General features: G+C 65.4%; 13 protein-coding genes. 5 read left to right on the plus strand and 8 right to left on the minus strand.

All coding sequences use genetic code 11. The annotated features are described in order from the left end of the window. Genes O3299_RS17920 through O3299_RS17930 form a run of 3 tightly spaced genes read right to left on the minus strand, consistent with a single transcriptional unit; the run spans position 1 to position 5,222 of the window. The gene (locus tag O3299_RS17920; RefSeq protein WP_305057327.1) at positions 1-2,577 is read right to left on the minus strand and encodes an EAL domain-containing protein; all 2,577 of its coding nucleotides are present in this window, start codon (positions 2,575-2,577) and stop codon (positions 1-3) included. Continuing rightward, positions 2,574-4,604 carry an ATP-binding protein gene (locus tag O3299_RS17925; protein WP_289900163.1) on the minus strand — a complete coding sequence of 677 codons (2,031 nt, stop codon included), beginning with the start codon at positions 4,602-4,604 and terminating at the stop codon, positions 2,574-2,576. The genes O3299_RS17920 and O3299_RS17925 overlap by 4 nt, the downstream gene beginning before the upstream one ends. Beyond that, the gene (locus O3299_RS17930) at positions 4,605-5,222 is read right to left on the minus strand and encodes a YfiR family protein (protein WP_180278680.1); all 618 of its coding nucleotides are present in this window, start codon (positions 5,220-5,222) and stop codon (positions 4,605-4,607) included. Between the two features lie 223 nt (positions 5,223-5,445). On the opposite strand from O3299_RS17930, the gene O3299_RS17935 reads away from it, so the two are divergent. Further along, entirely contained in the window at positions 5,446-5,928 is a 483-nt protein-coding gene (locus O3299_RS17935; RefSeq protein WP_305062841.1) for a CinA family protein, read from the plus strand. Here O3299_RS17935 and O3299_RS17940 read toward each other — a convergent pair. After that, the gene (locus O3299_RS17940) at positions 5,918-7,690 is read right to left on the minus strand and encodes a diguanylate cyclase (protein WP_251350145.1); all 1,773 of its coding nucleotides are present in this window, start codon (positions 7,688-7,690) and stop codon (positions 5,918-5,920) included. The two genes, O3299_RS17935 and O3299_RS17940, sit on opposite strands and share 11 nt — an antisense overlap. A gap of 212 nt (positions 7,691-7,902) precedes the next feature. Here O3299_RS17940 and O3299_RS17945 point away from each other — a divergent pair, with 212 nt between their 5' ends. From O3299_RS17945 to O3299_RS17955, 3 genes are all read left to right on the plus strand, one after another. Then, positions 7,903-8,631, plus strand: coding sequence for a hypothetical protein (locus O3299_RS17945; RefSeq protein ID WP_077408658.1), 729 nt, complete (start codon positions 7,903-7,905; stop codon positions 8,629-8,631). Continuing rightward, on the plus strand, positions 8,632-8,982 hold the full coding sequence (locus O3299_RS17950; RefSeq protein WP_251350144.1) for a hypothetical protein: 351 nt from the start codon (positions 8,632-8,634) through the stop codon (positions 8,980-8,982). It abuts the gene before it with no gap. Between the two features lie 78 nt (positions 8,983-9,060). After that, a complete protein-coding gene (locus O3299_RS17955) occupies positions 9,061-11,886 on the plus strand; it encodes a pitrilysin family protein (protein WP_305062842.1) in 2,826 nt (941 codons plus the stop codon). A 2-nt stretch (positions 11,887-11,888) separates the two neighbouring features. Here O3299_RS17955 and O3299_RS17960 read toward each other — a convergent pair whose 3' ends face one another. Next, positions 11,889-12,290 carry a DUF2809 domain-containing protein gene (locus tag O3299_RS17960; RefSeq protein ID WP_289903329.1) on the minus strand — a complete coding sequence of 134 codons (402 nt, stop codon included), beginning with the start codon at positions 12,288-12,290 and terminating at the stop codon, positions 11,889-11,891. Between the two features lie 100 nt (positions 12,291-12,390). Further along, entirely contained in the window at positions 12,391-13,296 is a 906-nt protein-coding gene (locus O3299_RS17965; RefSeq protein ID WP_305054123.1) for a LysR family transcriptional regulator, read from the minus strand. A gap of 99 nt (positions 13,297-13,395) precedes the next feature. Between O3299_RS17965 and O3299_RS17970 the strand changes: the two genes are divergently transcribed. Further along, a complete protein-coding gene (locus O3299_RS17970) occupies positions 13,396-14,685 on the plus strand; it encodes an SGNH/GDSL hydrolase family protein (RefSeq protein WP_305062843.1) in 1,290 nt (429 codons plus the stop codon). Here the strand turns inward: O3299_RS17970 and cysK are convergent. Further along, a complete protein-coding gene (gene cysK, locus O3299_RS17975; RefSeq protein WP_251350139.1) occupies positions 14,646-15,578 on the minus strand; it encodes a cysteine synthase A in 933 nt (310 codons plus the stop codon). The two genes, O3299_RS17970 and cysK, sit on opposite strands and share 40 nt — an antisense overlap. Before the next feature lie 189 nt (positions 15,579-15,767). Continuing rightward, positions 15,768-16,232, minus strand: a complete 465-nt coding sequence (locus tag O3299_RS17980; RefSeq protein ID WP_077408663.1) for an FKBP-type peptidyl-prolyl cis-trans isomerase — start codon at positions 16,230-16,232, stop codon at positions 15,768-15,770. Positions 16,233-16,295: the final 63 nt, after the last annotated feature.

A 16,295-nucleotide genomic window follows, 5' to 3' on the forward strand; every position in this document is an offset into this window, starting at 1 on the left:
CTACCGCACCGCCACCCGCGCCAGCCCCGGCTGGTTCACCATCCAGTAGTGCTGGAAGGCCAGGCGGATGTTGTCGCGCAGCTGAGTGTCGTCCCACGGCTTCGTATAAAAACGGTAGATGGCGCCGCGGTTGATCGAGTCGAGCACGGCTTCCAGGCCCGTGTAACCGGAGAGGATGATGCGGATGGTTTCCGGGTACAGCTCCTTGACCTTACTGAGGAATTCCGTGCCGCTCATGCTGGGCATGCGCTGGTCGCAGACGATGACGTGCACGCGGTGCAGCGCCAGCATCTCGAAACCTTCGGCCGGCGTGCTGGCCGTGAGGATGTGGTAGCCCTCGGGACGGAACAGGCGGTGCAGCGATGACAGCACGTTGACGTCGTCGTCGACGATGAGCAGGGTTTGCGCCGGCTGCGCGGCCGGGTCGTGGCCGGGCGGCAGGCCGGCGCCGGCGACGATCATCTGCCCCAGTTCCAGCGCCGGCAGGGCGCGGCTGAAATAGAAGCCCTGGATTTCATCGCAGCGGTTGCGCCGCAGGTATTCCAGCTGCGGGCGCGATTCCACGCCCTCGGCCACCACGCTCAATTTCAGGCTGTGCGCCATGCTGACGATGGCCAGCGCGATGGCCGCGTCGTTCGGGTTGCTGGTGATGTTGCGCACGAAGGCGATGTCGATCTTCAGCTTGTCGATGGGGAAGCGCTGCAGATACGCGAGGCTAGAATACCCGGTGCCGAAGTCGTCGATGGCCACCTTCACGCCGATTTTCTTCAATTTTCCCAGCACGACGATGGTGCGCTCGGCGTTCGACATCAGCGCCGTTTCCGTCAGTTCCAGCTCCAGCAATTCCGGCGCCACGCCGTGCAGCGCCAGCGCCCGCGTCACTTCGCCTTCCAGGTCGCCTTCGGCAAACTGGCGGCTCGACACGTTCACGGCCACGTGCACGGGCCCCACCTCGCTGTCGCGCCACTCGGCGATCTGGCGGCAGGCGGCCTGGATCACCCAGGCGCCCACGCGCACGATCAGGCCCGTGTCTTCCAGCACCGGCACGAATTCGGCCGGCGCCACCAGGCCGTAGCCGGGACGGCGCCAGCGCAGCAGCGCTTCCACGCCGCTGATGCGGCCCGTGCGCAAATCCACCTTGGGCTGGTAGTACAGGATGAACTGCTCGTGTTCGAGCGCATGGCGCAGCGCCAGTTCCAGGTCCAGCCGCGCCAGCACCTGCACGTTCATGCCGGCCGTGAAAAAGCGGTAGCCGTCGCGGCCCGCCTGCTTGGCGCCGCCCATGGCCGTATTCGCGTATTTGATCAGGGTTTCCGGGTCGGTGGCGTCGTCCGGATACATGGCGATGCCGATGCTGGCCGTCAGGGTGGCCGCATGGCCGCGCAAGTCGAATGGCGCGCGCAAGGCTTCGCGCACCTGGTTCGCCACGGCCACGGCTTCCTGCTGGTTGCGGCTCATGGTCAAAATCAACGCGAATTCGTCGTTGCCCAGGCGGCCCACCGTGTCGCGCAGGCGCACGCATTCGACCAGGCGGTTGCTGAACTGGCGCAGCAGTTCGTCGCCCAGCGCCGCGCCCAGGGTGTCGTTGATGCTTTTGAAGCGGTCGAGTGCGATGAACAGCACCACGATGCGCCAGCTTTTTTCCTGCGCCAGTTCGACGGCCTGGGCCAGGGTCTGGTAAAACAGGCTGCGGTTCGGCAGCCCCGTCAAGCCATCGTAATGGGCCAGGTGCTTCAGGCGCTCCTGCGCCTGGCGCCGTTCGCTGATGTCGCGCGCCACGGCGATCAGCAGCAGGCCGCCCGCGCCCTGCCCGCCCGCCACGGGCGCCTGCGCATACCAGTGCCAGCCCAGTTCCACGGGTATCAGGCTCAGGTCGCGCCGCACCAGTTCGCATTCCGTCACTTCCGTGGCCAGGTGCGCCGGGCCGCCCGGCAGCCCGGCCAGCGGCGGGGCCGGCGGCGACGGCAGCAAGGTGCCGGGCGCCAGCGCCAGCAGTTCGGCGCGCGCATAGCCGAGCAGGCGGCACGCGCCATCGTTGACGTCGACCAGGGTCATGCCCAGCACGTCGACGAGGAAGATGGCGTCGGTGGTGGCGTCCATGGCGCCGCGAAAGCGCTGCAGTTCGGCCGTGCGCTGGCTCACCGTGCGTTCGAGCAAGGTGTTGTAGTGGCGCGCGGCGCGGTGCAGCAGCCGCACTTCGAGCATGTTGCGGATGCGCGTGAGCACCTCGAGCGCGTCGAACGGCTTGCTGATGAAGTCGCGCGCCCCCGCTTCCAGCGCCGCCAGCTTGGCGTCCGGGTCGGCGGCGATCACCAGCACGGGCAGATAACCTTCCAGTTCCAGCGGGCGCAAGGCATCCATCACCTCGTAGCCGCTCATGCCGGGCATCGCCAGGTCGAGGATGATCAGGTCGAACTGCTGGCGCTGGTGCAGGCCGGCCACGGCGCGCGCGTCGAGGGTGCTGGTGACGGCCGTGTAGCCGCCGCTCTGCAGCAAATGCTCGAGCAGGCGCAGATTGACTTCCTGGTCGTCGACGATGAGAATTTTCGCCGCGTAGATATCGGCCTGGCTGATCATGGCGCGCCTGTTCCCTTCTGCCGGCGCTGCTGCGCCACGTAAGCCAGGGTGCTGTTGATCGCCTCGGTAAATTCATCGAGGTTGATCGGCTTGGTCAGATAGCGGTAAAAGCCCAGCGCCAGGCTGCGCTCCACGTCGCCCGGCATGGCGTTGGCCGTCAGGGCGATGACGGGAATGTGCGCCGTGCGGGGATCGGCGCGCAGCAGTTTCAGCGCGTCCGTGCCGTTCACGTGTGGCAGGTTGATATCCATCAAAATCAGCTGCGGCAGGTGCGTGCGCGCCATTTCCACGCCCAGGCGGCCATCCGTGGCCGTCAGCAGCTGCAATTGCGGGCAATAGCGCACGATTTCCTCGACCAGGGTCAGGTTGGCGGGATTGTCTTCCACGTACAGCAAGGTCACGGGGGCGCTGTGCTCGAGCAGCGCGCCGGCCAGGTCCGGCCGCGGCAAGGCCAGGGTGGCGGGCGCGGGCAAGGCATCGACCACGCGCAGCTCGATCCAGAACGTGCTGCCCTCGCCGGGCGCGCTGGTCACGCCGATGCTGCCATCCATCAGCTCCACCAGGCGCTTGGTGACCACCAGGCCGATGCCGCTGCCCTCTTCCGTGCCGCCCTCCTGTCCCAGCCGGTTGAAGGGCTGGAACAGCAGCGCCACCTGTTCGCCGTCGAGGCCCACGCCCGTGTCGCGCACGCTGATGCGCACCCGCCCGCCCGCCTGCGGTGCGCAAGCGATGCTCACCTCGCCATGCTCGCGGTTGTACTTGAGCGCATTCGACAGCAGGTTCAACAAGATCTGCTTGAGGCGCGTGCGGTCGGCCAGCACGTTCAGGGGGCAGGCGTCGGGGAAAGCCATGCCGATGCCGCGCTGGCTGGCCAGCGGCGCGATCATGTCGCGGCATTCCTGCAAGATGGCGTCCAGGCCCACCGGTTCGAGCGACAGGCTGACCGTACCCGATTCCACCTTCGCCAGGTCGAGGATTTCATTGATCAACGTCAACAGGTGGCGCCCCGATTTCAGGATATGACCGGCGAATTCCTTCTTTTGCTCCAGGGTCGACGGCAGGCGGTCGGAACTGAGGATTTGCGCGAAGCCCAGGATGGCGTTGAGGGGCGTGCGCAATTCATGGCTCATCGACGACAAAAACGCCGATTTGGCATAGTTGGCGCTGCGCGCCTCTTCCATCGCCATGGCCAGTTCGCCATTCGTCATTTCCAGCTGCACCGTGCGCTCGTGCACGCGCACTTCGAGCTCCTGGTTCAGGCGCATGACTTCCTGCTGCGCCTGGGTGCGCTGCTCGCCTTCGCGCGCCAGCTCGCCGTTCGAGCGCTCCAGCGCCTGCGTGCGCAGCTCGATCTCGGCCAGCATCTTGTTGAAGGAATCGACCAGCTGCGCCACTTCGTCGACGCTGAGCTTGCGCGCGCGGCGCGAATAGTCGCCCGTCTCGATCACTTCGCGCGCCACGTCGGCGATATCGAGGATCGGTTGCGTGATGACGAAATCGAGGCGACGCAGCAGCAGCAAGGCCACCAGCAGCGCCAGCACCGTCACGCCCAGCGCGATGGCCAGGTAATCGGCCGTGCGGCCGGCCAGCTCGTAATCGGCGCGCAGATACACGGTGCCCAGCAGTTCGCCATTGTCGACGATGGGCTTGAACAGCTCCACCGAGGTGCCCTGGATGCTTTCGCCTTCCTTGCCCACCTTCGCCGGCAGCTCGCCCACATTCTGGTTCGCGCGGTAGCTGGCGAACAGGCTGCCGTCGGCCTTGTACAGGGCGCCGGCCGTCACGCGCGGGCGGATGCGCATCAGGTTGAGGTTTTCCAGCGCCAGGCGTTCGTCGTCGAAGGCCAGCGCAGCCGAGCTCATGTGCCCCAGCAGCTCGGCCTGGGTACTGATATCGGCCACCAGGTTGCGGTGGTAGGCGCGCAAGTCGTAGACAACGATGGTGCCCAGCGAAATGACGAGGGCCACCAGGGTGGTCAGCAAGACCACCGACATCAGCTTGTGGCGGATGGAGCGCAGTCGTATCATCTAGGCGCCTCCCGTCTGCACGCGGTAGGCGGCCAGCAGCATGCGCGCGCTGATGCGGATATGCGCCTGCGCCACGGGTTTCAGGGCCACGTCGAAGCGCACCTTGTCCTCGGCCATCACAAAATTGATCATGCTGCCCATCGCGTAGACCTCATCCGAATCGGACACCGTCAACAACGCCAGGCCACGGCTGGCGGCCAGCATCTCCTGCAGCGCCGCCTTCTCCAGCGCGCCCAGGTACAGCACGTGCAGCCCGGCCAGCGTTTCGCCGCGGCGCACTTTTTTCACCTGCACGGCGCGGCCGTTGACGCTATGCCCGGCCACGCTCTGTTCGAGCTGCTCGGCCAGCGCATCGGCGCCCGCCACGCCGATCACCAGCGGCGCGTCGGGCCGGGCAAAGCTGCCGTCGGGCCATTCGACAAAGCCGGCAAACTTGTACAGATACGCGGCCTTGACCTGGCGCTCCAGCTCCCCCGGCACCTGTGCCCGCGTCTCCGCGCACAGCACGCCCAACAGCAGCAATAGCCAGCCCCAGCGGTGAGCGCGGCGGCCGGCGCCGCGCGCGGGGTGGCGCAGGGGGCCAGGATGACGCCACCAGGTCCAGTTCAGAATTGCCATGACAACCGAGTAAAGATAATGCATACGAAGGCGCGGCACCATGCCGCTGGCCTGTTCGAGCGATGCGCACCAGGGTGGCGCAGCGACAGAGCGCCTGCCGGCCCGAAGTGGTAGCAAATGTATAAAAGAGTGTACGCATTTTCGCTGTGACCGGGGAAAGTTTCTTTTACCGTTGGCCATGCTACAGTCTTGCCACCATTTTCACCGCCTGCAGGAGTCATCCATGAGCAACGAACTCGTCCCCCTTTCCACCGCGCTCGGCCAGGCCTTGCAAGCGAAGGGCTTGCTGCTGGCCACGGCCGAATCGTGCACGGGCGGCGGCGTGGCGCAAGCCGTCACCGATATCTCCGGCTCGAGCGCCTGGTTCGAACGGGGTTTCGTCACCTATTCCAACGGGGCCAAGACCGGCATGCTGGGCGTGCCCGCCGCGCTGATCGCCGCACACGGCGCCGTCAGCGAAGAAGTGGCCGCCGCCATGGCGCAAGGCACCCTGCGCCACAGCGACGCCCAGGTGGCCGTTTCGACCACGGGCATCGCCGGCCCCACGGGCGGCGTACCGGGCAAGCCCGTCGGCACCGTCTGCTTCGGCTGGGCCATGGCCGGACGCGTGCAGACAGAGCGCCGGGTCTTCGCCGGCGACCGCCAGGCCGTGCGCGAGCAGGCCGTGGCGCACGCCCTGCGGGAACTGCTGCGCTTTATCCAGTAGCATCGGCGATGCAGGCGCGGTCGCGGCCCGCCTGCTTGGCCGCGTACAGGGCGCTGTCGGCGCGCATCAGCAATTCGTGGCGGCCGGCGCCGTGGCGCGGATATTCGGCGATGCCGGCCGAAAAGGTGCAGCCGGACAAGCTGTGCGGCGCCTGCTGGATCAGCAGCTGGCGGTAGCGCGCGGCGATATCGTCGATCTTGTGCGCCGCGATGAGGCTGTCGGCTTCGCGCAACAGCAGGCAGAATTCCTCGCCGCCATAGCGGCACAGCATGTCGCTGCCGCGCAACTGGCCTTCCACCAGGCGCGCGAACTGGATCAGCACTTCATCGCCAAAGTTATGCCCGTAGGTGTCGTTGACGCGCTTGAAAAAATCCAGGTCGATGATGGCGATGGCCACGGGCGCATCCGCATCGGCTTCGTGCAGGATGGCATTGAGGCAAGTTTCAAAATGGCGGCGGTTGTACAGGCCCGTCAGGTGGTCGCGCATGGCCTGCTCCTTCAGGCTGTCCTGCAGGGAATTGACGTGCAGGATCTGGTGCGCCAGTTCGCGGTTCAGGTGCTCGAGCTTGGCGTTTTCCGTCTCGCGCGCCGCCTGCAGCTCCAGCGCCTTGTCGCGCTCCGCTTTCAGGCTGTGCATTTCCTTTTCCAGGTTGCGCATCAGGCTGCGCGAGGCGCGCGCCGACTTGCTGCTGGCCTCGTACGCGGCCTGGTATTGCTGCAGGAAACCATACGCGGCTTGCCACTCGCCCAGCTGGGCATTGATATCGGACAAACCGCGCAAGATCTGCTGCTGGTGAAACGGGTTGCGCGTCCAGCTCAGCAGGCTGTGCGCCTGCGTCAGCGACGCCAGCGCCTGCGCCGTCTGGCCCGCGTGCAAGTCCAGCTTGCCGCGCACCAGCCACGCATGCATCTGCTCTTCCAGGTCCTGGCCGCGGCGCGCATATTCTTCCGCCCGCAACAGCAATTGCAGGGCGCTGGCCGGCTGTTGCAGCAGGATGGCGGCGTGGGCGGCGATGCAGAACAAAAAGGCGCGCACGGCCAGGTCTTCTTCCGGCCACTCGTAAAACGGCTCCACCAGCGCCAGCGCCTCGGCCGGCTTGCCCGTGGCTAATAAACACATGGCCAGGTTGGCCGAAACGATGGTTTGCTGGTATTTGAGCTTTTGCGCGCCGATGATGTCGAGCGCCTCGACCAGCAGGGGAATGGCGTCTTCATCGTTGCCCAGGTCATGCTGCGACGAGGCCAGGTTCGACAGGCTGTTGACCCGGTGCGCGGGGCTGCCGAAACGCTCGGCGATGTCCAGTGCCAGCAGAAAATTGCGCGGACCGTCCTGCGTATCGCCACGGTTCAGGGCATCGACGCCCAGGCGCGCGTACAGCATGAACTTGTGCAGCGAGTCGGGTATCTGCGCGGCCTGGCTGCGCGCCTGCAGGAAATGCTGCTCGGCATCGGCAAAATCGCCGCGCCGGCTCGCATACGCGCCCTGCAGGGCGGCCACTTCCATGCCCCCTTCCAGGTCGCCGCTGTGCTGGAAATACGCGTCCAGGCGTTCGCACGACGGTTCGGCCTCGCCCGCGTAATACGCCAGCCAGCAATGATTGAGTTCCGCATACGCGCCGCCGCGCGCATACTGTTGCCGTTGCGCCGCCGCCAGCGCCATCTGCGCCAGCCGGCGCGCCTGGCGGCGGTTGCCGACCAGGCAAGACAGGGCTTGCTGATTCAGACGGTCAATGTCGGCTTTATCGAGACTGGAGATCGGCACTGCGTCCTCGTTCACACTCTGGGGTGGATTTTTCACACAAAACTTGCTCTGTATCAATGGTATCCTGATTAACATCATAACCAGATTCGCTGTTCCGCATGGCATATTTGCAAAGGATTGTGGTAAAAATGCCAGTCGTGGCCTGGCCGGGCGCCTGCGCCGCTGTCACGGATCTTTGATTGTCACTGACGCAACAACTTGGAGTAGTCGCAATGCAAAACACGGTACATTTCATCCTGCAGGGCAAGGGCGGCATCGGCAAGACCCTCGTCTCGACCCTGCTGGCCCAGTGGATAGGCGGCAAGGACGGCACGCCTTTGCGCTGCTATGACACCGATCAGGAAAACGCCACGTTCTCGCGCTACAAGGCGATGAACGTCAAGCATGTGCCCGTGATGACGGATGCGCGCAACATCGACCCGAAACGCTTCGACGCGCTGATGATCGACATCCTCGAAGAAGACGGCAACTGCGTGGTCGACAATGGCGCGAACACGTTTTCGCCGCTGATGGGCTACCTGCTGGAAAACGACTGTTTTTCACTGCTGCAGGAATCGGGCCGCAAGGTGTACATCCACACCATCGTCGGCGGCGGCGACACCCTGCACGATACGGCCACGGGTTTTGTCGCCACGGCGCAAGCGACGACCGTGCCGCTGGTGCTGTGGCAAAACGAACACTTCGGCCTGCTGCAATCGGCGTCCGGCAAGCAATTCGTCGAATCGCAGTCGTACAGCGACAACCGCGCGCGCGTCAAAGGCAGCATCACCTTGAGCCAGCGCAATCCCGACACCTTTGGCGCGGACGTCAAGAAAATGAACACGGCGCGCCTGACGATGCAGGAAGTGTTGCAGAACGACAAGTTCAACATCATGGAAAAGCAGCGCATCAAGGTCGTCTACCGCGACATCTTCGAACAGCTCGACAAGGTGCAGTGGTAGATGGACCAGCACAAACTGCGCAGCCACGTATTCGACAAGACGGGCATCAAGATCGACGTCGATGACCCGATATTCGCCCTCGTGGCGCTGAACGAAGCCGTGCTGGCGGAAACCGTCGAGCGCCAGCTGGCCATGCTGGACGCCGCCACGCAGGCGCTGGCGGCCCAGGCGCGCGCGGCGGGCGGCTTGCCTGAGCTGCCGCCGGCGTCCCTGGCCAGCCTTGCCGACAAGGCGACGCCAGCGGCAGGCTTCACGCCGCGCGAATGGCGTTTGCTGGGCGCCGCGGCCATCGTCTCCATCGCCAGCGCGCTGCTGGTGCTGGGCGGCGCGGCACTGTTGTATAAACTGTAGCACCGACCGTAGCACCGTCGCGCTGCGCCAGCCACGAGCGAGCCGCAGCGTCTTCTCCACCTATCCCTGGAAGCATGCATGAAACCGATCAAATTGCTGGCCCTCCCCGCCCTGCTGCTGTCGCTGTACGGCGCCCCCCTGAGCCTGACCCACGCCGCCGATGCGGCTGCGACGGCGCCCCTGGGCGCGACGGCCGTGCCGCATATCGCCTACGAAAAATACACCTTGCCGAACGGCCTGGACGTCATTCTCGTGGAAGACCATAAATTGCCCGTCACGGCCGTCAATATCTGGTACCACGTGGGACCGGCCAATGAAGCGCCGGGCTTGACGGGCTTTGCGCATTTGTTCGAACACATGATGTTTGCCGCCACCAAGCACGTGCCGCGCGGCATGGCCGACCAATTGCTCGAAGGTGCGGGCGCCACGGATTCGAACGGCAGCACGGATTTCGACCGCACCAATTATTTCGACACGGTGCCGTCGAACCAGCTGGAACTGGCCCTGTGGACGCATTCCGACCGCATGGGCTACCTGCTGGACGTGCTCGACCAGACGGCGCTGACGAACCAGCAGGACGTGGTGCGCAACGAGCGCCGCCAGAGCGTGGAAAATGCGCCCTACGGCATCGTGCAGGAAGCCCTGTACCACCAGCTGTTTCCCAAGACCCATCCGTATTACGCCAGCGTCATCGGTTCGCACGCGGACATCCAGAACGCGAAACTGGCCGACATCAAGGATTTCTTCACCAAATACTATGGCCCCAACAATGCCAGCCTGGTGATCGCCGGCGATATCGACAAGGCAAAGACCAAGGAACTGGTCAACAAATACTTCGGCAGCTTCAAGAGCGGCCCGGCCGTGCCGAAACCCGCTGTCGTGACGCCGTCCATCACGCAGGAACGCCGCATCGTGGTGCAAGACCGGGTCGAATTGCCGCGCGTCTTCATGGCCTGGCTGACGCCGTCCGCCTACACCAAGGATGACGCGGAACTGTCGATGGCCGCGCACATCCTGGCCGGCGGCAAGTCCAGCCGCCTGTACAAATCGCTCGTGTACGACAAGCAGATCGCCCAGGACGTGGGCGCCAGCCAGGGCTCGAATGCCCTCACGTCCATCTTCACCATCGACGCGACGGCGCGCCCCGGCCACCAGCCAGAGGAAATCGAGCAAGCGCTGCAAGTTGAGCTGGAGCAATTGCGCGCCAAGGGCCCCACCGGGAAGGAACTGGAACGGGCGCGCAACAGCATCGAGACCACCATGCTGAGCCAGGTGGAAAAAATGGGTGGGCGCGGCGTGGCCAACTTGCTCAACGAATACAACCAGTACCTGGGCGACCCCGGCTACCTGGCCAAGGATATCGAGCGCTACCGCCAGGTGACAGCGGCCGGCGTGCAGCGCGCCGTGGATACCTACCTGAAGAAGCAGTCGCGCGTCGTCGTCTACGGCGTGCCGGGCAAGCCGGACCTGGGCGCGGAAGTGCCGACGCCGGCGCCGGGCAAGGTCAAGCCTGCGCCAGGCACGGCCATCAATGCGGACGAGCCATGGCGCAATGCCGTGCCGAAGGCCGGTCCCGCACCGAAGATTGTGCTACCGCAAGGCAAGTCGTTCACCCTGGCGAACGGCCTGACCGTGATCCACCACTACAATCCGGCCGTGCCGCTCGTTTCCAGCCAGCTGGTGATCAAGAGCGGCTCGGGCGCCAATCCGCTGGCGCAGCCGGGCTTGTCGAGCTTTACGGCGCAATTGCTGCAGGAAGGCACTGCCACGCGCAGCGCGCCGCAGATCGCCGACGATGTGGCGCAACTGGGCGCCCTGCTGAGCACCGGTTCCGGCACGGATGCCTCGTTTGCCCAGTTGACATCGCTCAAAGCCACGTTCCCGCAAGCGCTCGACGTGCTGGCCGACGTGGTGCTGCACCCGCAATTCCCGCAAGAAGAGGTGGAGCGCCAGCGCGCCAGCCGCATCGGACAGCTGGCGCAGCAGCGCGAAAACGCGGGTGCCGTGGCGGCCCGCGTGGAAGCGGCGGCCCTGTATGGCCCGCAACATCCGTACGGCTACATCCAGCTGGGCACGGAAGCGGCGCTGAAGGCGGCCAGCCGCGCCGACCTGCAAGCGTTCTGGCAGCAGCATTACCTGCCGAACAATGCGGCGCTGATCGTTTCGGGCGATATCGGCGAAGCGGAATTGAAGGCGCTGGCCGAAGCGAAGTTCGGCAGCTGGAAGGCAGGCACCGTGGCGCAGTCCGTGGCCGCCACGCCGCAGACGACGCAGGCAAAACTGATCTTGGTCGACAAGCCGGGCGCGCCGCAAACGGCCGTGCGCCTGTCCGCCATCGCCGTGCCGCGCGCCACGCCCGATTACGCGCCGCTGCAAGTGATGAACGCGGCGCTGGGCGGCTTGTTTACCAGCCGCCTGAACACCAACTTGCGCGAAGAAAAGGGATATACCTATGGCGTGCGCTCGCAATTCCAGTACCGCAATCAGCCTGGACCGTTCTCGATTGCCGCCAGCGTGCGCACCGATGTGACAGGCCCGGCCGTATCGGAAACCGTCAAGGAATTGCGCGCCATGATCGCCAAGCCCCTGAGCAGCAAGGAATTGGCGAATGCGCGCAACTCGCAAGTGCTGTCGCTGCCGGGCCAGTTCGACACGAACGCCAGCATCAGCGCCAGCATGGCGAACGCGTATATCTACGGCCTGGGACTCGACTATTACACGACCTTGCCGCAGCGCTTTGCCAGCGTGACGGACAAGCAGGTGCAGCAGGTGGCGAAAAAATACCTGCAGCCGGAAAAGCTGATCGTCATCGGCGTGGGCGACAAGGCGAAGATCGCCCCGCAATTGAGCAAGCTCAAACTGGCGCCCGTGGAACTGCGCGATGCTGAAGGTAACGTGAAATAAGACTAGCGGCGCTTGAACAGCGCCAGCTTGTCGATGATCGCCGCCACGGCCACGCCGGCCGTGTAGGCGATCAAATCACCCCAGCCGAAGGTGGAACCCAGCGCCAGGTGTCCCAGCGGATGCGCGCGCAGCTCGACGATCCACGGCGCCTGGTAAAGCTGGCCGAATTCCACGGCAAAGCAGATCAGCAAAGACCACAAGGCCAGTTGCCACGTGCGCATGCGCGTGGCGAGGACGCCCAGCGCAAAGACGATCATCATGGCCCACAGGGCGTCGCCCGGATATTTTCCCAATGCAGCGGGAAGGAATTGGGGATAGGCGCGCGAGGCCAGGCCCAGCGCGATGACAGCCACGGTTGCGCCCACCTGCAGCAGGCGGCGGCGTTCAGGTTTTACCAGGAACATATTTCCATTCAAAGGCACGATACGGGCCGAACCATTGCGGCCCGTCCGATATTGTACTGCGCGGCCGTGTCCGCCTGTAGCCTAATGCGCCGGGATACCCTCAGTCCAGGTCGACGTTCTGCGCCAGGAAATCGAGCAAAGCGCGCACGCGCAGCGGCACATGCCCGCCTTGCCCCACGAAGACGGCATGCACGTCCTCGCTGTCGCCCGGGTTGAACGCTTCCAGCACGGCCTGCAAACGGCCCGCCGCGATATCGCCGCGCACCTGGAAGGCGGTCAGGCGCGCCAATCCCAGTCCCGCCAGCGCCAGTTGCCGCAAGGCTTCGCCATCGCTGGCCTGCGCATTGCCGGTGACCGGCACGACGACGTCCCCTTCGGGCAAGCGCAGCGGCCAACCCGAGCGGGCGCGCGCGTAATTGGCGTCGAGCAAATTATGCGACGCCAGCTCGGCCGCCAGCAGCGGCGTGCCGCGCCGCGCCAGGTAGCCTGGCGATGCCACGATGACCATGCGCGTCTGGCCCAGCTTGCGCGCCAGCAAGCTGGAACTTTTCAGGGGACCGGCCCGCACGGCCACGTCCGTGCGCTGTTCGAGGATATCGACCACGGCATCCGTGAGCACGATGTCGAGCGTCACCTGCGGATAGCGTTCGAGGAACAGCGGCGCCAGCGGCAACAAAAAATGCTGGCCGAACGGCACGTTCGCATTCACGCGTATTTGGCCGCGCGGCACATCCTGCACGCCGGCGCAGCGCTCGGCTTCGTCCAGGGCCGCCAGCACCTGCATGCCCCGTTCGTACAGGCCGCAGCCCTCGGCCGTCAGCTGCAGCTGGCGCGTGGAGCGGTTCAGCAGGCGCGCACCCAGGCGCTCTTCCAGCCGCGAGACGAGCTTGCTGACGGCCGACGGCGTCATGCCGCAAACGCGCGCGGCGGCGGAAAAGCCGCCCAGTTCGACCACGCGCACAAACACTTCCAGCTCGCCGGAACGATTCACTTCCAGTCTGGCCATTGTGAATTCAACTCATAAATGTTCTTCGATAAGATAGTCTAGTGCATAAATGGCGTTGCTCGCATCATGCGCACATTCCCCTTGATGAAGCGAGCCGCCATGCAACGATTTTCCATCCTCCCCGCCGCCCTGCTGAGCCTGGCACTCGGCACAAGCCCTGTCCAGGCCGCCAATGCGGACACCGCCTGGCTGGCCAGCTGGACGGCCAGCCCGCAAGCCGTGTGGAGCAGCGACTTCCTGTTCCCCAGCAACGTGCCCGCCGTGCTGCACGGGCACACCGTGCGCCAGGTAGCGCGCCTCAGCGTGGGCGGTCCGCGCGTGCGCATCGTGCTGTCGAATGCGTATGGCAAGGTGCCGCTGCGCATCGGCGCGGCCACCGTGGCCCTGGCCGCTTCCGGTTCGGCCATCGAAGCGGGCAGCCTGCGCACGCTCACGTTTTCCGGCCAACCCTCGGCCAGCGTGGCGCCGGGCGCGCCGCTCGTCAGCGACCCCGTCGACCTGCCCGTGCCGGACCTGGCCCGGCTGACGGTGAGCATCCACCTGCCACAATCCAGCCCGACTTCCACGTTTCACTGGGATGGCCGCGAGACGGCGTGGATCGCCCCGCATGACCAGACACTGGCCGCGCGCATCGATGACTCTCCCGGCGTGCAGACCACCACGGCGCGCCTTTTACTCAGCGCCATCCAGGTGGAAGCGGCGCCAGCCGCGCAAGCCGTGGCCATCCTGGGAGATTCGATCACCGATGGCGCCAGCGCCAGCCTGGGGATGGATGCGCGCTGGCCCGATTTCCTGGCCGAACGCCTGGCGCCGCAGGGCGTGGCGGTGATCAATGCGGGCATTTCCGGTGCGCGGCTGTTGTCCGACGGCATGGGAAGCAATGCCCTGGCGCGCTTCGAGCGCGACGTGCTGGCGCAGCCGGGCGTGCGCACGGTCGTCGTCTTGCTGGGGATCAATGACATCAGCTGGCCCGGCACGGCGTTTGCGCCACGGGAGCAACGGCCGACATTGGAGGAACTGAGCAGCGGCTACGCCCGGCTGGTCGCCCAGGCCCGCAGCCGCGGCGTGCGCGTGGTCGGCGCCACCCTGACGCCGTTCGCAGGCGCCCTGCCCGGCACACCGCTGAGCGACTATTATCAGCCTGATAAAGATGCGCTGCGCCAGCAACTCAATGCGTGGATACGCGCCAGCGGCCATTTTGACGCCGTGCTCGACTTCGACGCCTGGGCGCGCGACCCCGCGCACCCGCTGCGCCTGCTGCCCGCCTACGACTCGGGCGACCACCTGCACCCGGGCGACGCGGGCAACCGGGCGCTGGCGGAAGGGATAGCCCTGCCGCTGCTATTGAATCAGTCGCCCAGGCCTGCGTACAAGGCCGTGCTCAGGTAGCGCTCGCCAAACGACGGGATGATGGTGACGATGGTCTTGCCCGCGTTTTCCGGACGGCGCGCCACTTGCAGGGCCGCCCACAGGGCGGCGCCGGACGAGATGCCGACCAGCAAGCCTTCATCGCTGGCGGCCAGGCGTGCCGTGGCGAACGCGTCGTCGTTCTTGACGCAAATGATTTCGTCGTAGATAGCCGTATTCAGGATTTGCGGCACGAAGCCGGCGCCGATGCCCTGGATCGGGTGCGGGCCCTTCGTCCCCTTCGACAGCATCGGCGACGCTTCCGGTTCCACGGCGATCATTTGCAAGCCAGGCTTGCGTTCCTTCAACACTTCGCCGATGCCCGTGATCGTGCCGCCCGTGCCCACGCCGGCGACGACGATGTCCACTTGCCCATCCGTGTCGCGCCAGATTTCCTCGGCCGTCGTGGCGCGGTGGATGGCGGGATTGGCGGGGTTATTGAATTGCTGCAACATCAGGTAGCGCGGGTCGGCCGCCACCAGTTCCTCGGCCTTGCGGATGGCGCCCAGCATGCCTTCGCTGCCGGGCGTGAGCACCAGCTCGGCGCCGTAGGCGCGCAGCAGGATGCGCCGTTCGCGACTCATGGTGTCGGGCATGACGAGGGTGCAGCGGTAGCCGCGCGCGGCGCACACCATGGCCAGCGCGATGCCCGTGTTGCCGCTGGTGGGCTCGACGATGACGGTGTCGGCATGGATCTTGCCGGCGGCTTCGGCCGCAACGATCATGGACAGGCCGATGCGGTCCTTGACGCTGTGCGCGGGATTGTAGAATTCGAGTTTGGCCAGGATGGTGGCCACACTGCCGGCGGCGATGCGGTTGATGCGCACCAGGGGGGTGTTGCCGATCAGTTCAGTGACGTCGTTGGCGATGTTCATGGAAGGAAGCTCCGCTATTTCAAGAAACCCCAGTCTACCGCGTTTCAAGACACTGAACAAAAAGTTCATGGCGTTGTTGCAATGCCTTGCCGTACTTTCGTACTGTCTTCGGCAATGCGCCTAGCCCTGAACATTTTGTTACGTGCCGATGGCGGCGGCGCGAGCATGCGCCGCCGCCAAACTGAACAATTACTTCACGTCCAGCAATTCCACATCGAAGATCAGTGCCGAGTTCGGCGGAATGTCGCCATTGCCGGCGCCGCGCGGGCCGTAGGCCAGTTCGCCTGGAATGATCAGGGTGCGCTTGCCGCCCACTTTCATGCCGGCCACGCCCTGGTCCCAGCCCTTGATGACCATGCCCTTGCCGAGCGGAAAGTCAAACGGGCCACGGCCCACGGAGCTGTCGAACTTCTTGCCGCGCGAATCTTTCGCCAGCGGACGGTACAGCCAGCCCGTGTAGTGCACGGTGACGTTGTTGCCTGCGGACGCTTCCTTGCCCGTGCCGACCTTGTTGTCGATCAAGATCAATTTATCGGCGACAGGGCCGGGGCTCAGCGAGACGGCGGAGGCGGGAACAGGCGCTGGCGCCTGTGCCTGCGCCAGCGACGCGGCGACGGAGCAGATCAGGGCAAACAAAACGGAGCTACGCGTCATGATGTATTCTTTCAGTGAGTTTCGGTGAGATCCCTGCGCCAGCGAACCGGCAGGGAACGCCAA

It is taken from the genome of Janthinobacterium sp. SUN176, assembly GCF_030587335.1.
Classification (GTDB): Bacteria; Pseudomonadota; Gammaproteobacteria; order Burkholderiales; family Burkholderiaceae_D; genus Janthinobacterium; species Janthinobacterium kumbetense.

Coding starts and splice junctions, on each gene's coding strand:
- O3299_RS17960 (WP_289903329.1), bottom strand. CDS start 12,290: ATGTTCCTGGTAAAACCTGAACGCCGCCGCCTGCTGCAGGTGGGCGCA.
- O3299_RS17945 (WP_077408658.1), top strand. CDS start 7,903: ATGCAAAACACGGTACATTTCATCCTGCAGGGCAAGGGCGGCATCGGC.
- O3299_RS17955 (WP_305062842.1), top strand. CDS start 9,061: ATGAAACCGATCAAATTGCTGGCCCTCCCCGCCCTGCTGCTGTCGCTG.
- O3299_RS17950 (WP_251350144.1), top strand. CDS start 8,632: ATGGACCAGCACAAACTGCGCAGCCACGTATTCGACAAGACGGGCATC.
- O3299_RS17930 (WP_180278680.1), bottom strand. CDS start 5,222: ATGGCAATTCTGAACTGGACCTGGTGGCGTCATCCTGGCCCCCTGCGC.
- O3299_RS17925 (WP_289900163.1), bottom strand. CDS start 4,604: ATGATACGACTGCGCTCCATCCGCCACAAGCTGATGTCGGTGGTCTTG.
- O3299_RS17980 (WP_077408663.1), bottom strand. CDS start 16,232: ATGACGCGTAGCTCCGTTTTGTTTGCCCTGATCTGCTCCGTCGCCGCG.
- cysK (WP_251350139.1), bottom strand. CDS start 15,578: ATGAACATCGCCAACGACGTCACTGAACTGATCGGCAACACCCCCCTG.
- O3299_RS17965 (WP_305054123.1), bottom strand. CDS start 13,296: ATGGCCAGACTGGAAGTGAATCGTTCCGGCGAGCTGGAAGTGTTTGTG.
- O3299_RS17935 (WP_305062841.1), top strand. CDS start 5,446: ATGAGCAACGAACTCGTCCCCCTTTCCACCGCGCTCGGCCAGGCCTTG.
- O3299_RS17970 (WP_305062843.1), top strand. CDS start 13,396: ATGCAACGATTTTCCATCCTCCCCGCCGCCCTGCTGAGCCTGGCACTC.
- O3299_RS17920 (WP_305057327.1), bottom strand. CDS start 2,577: ATGATCAGCCAGGCCGATATCTACGCGGCGAAAATTCTCATCGTCGAC.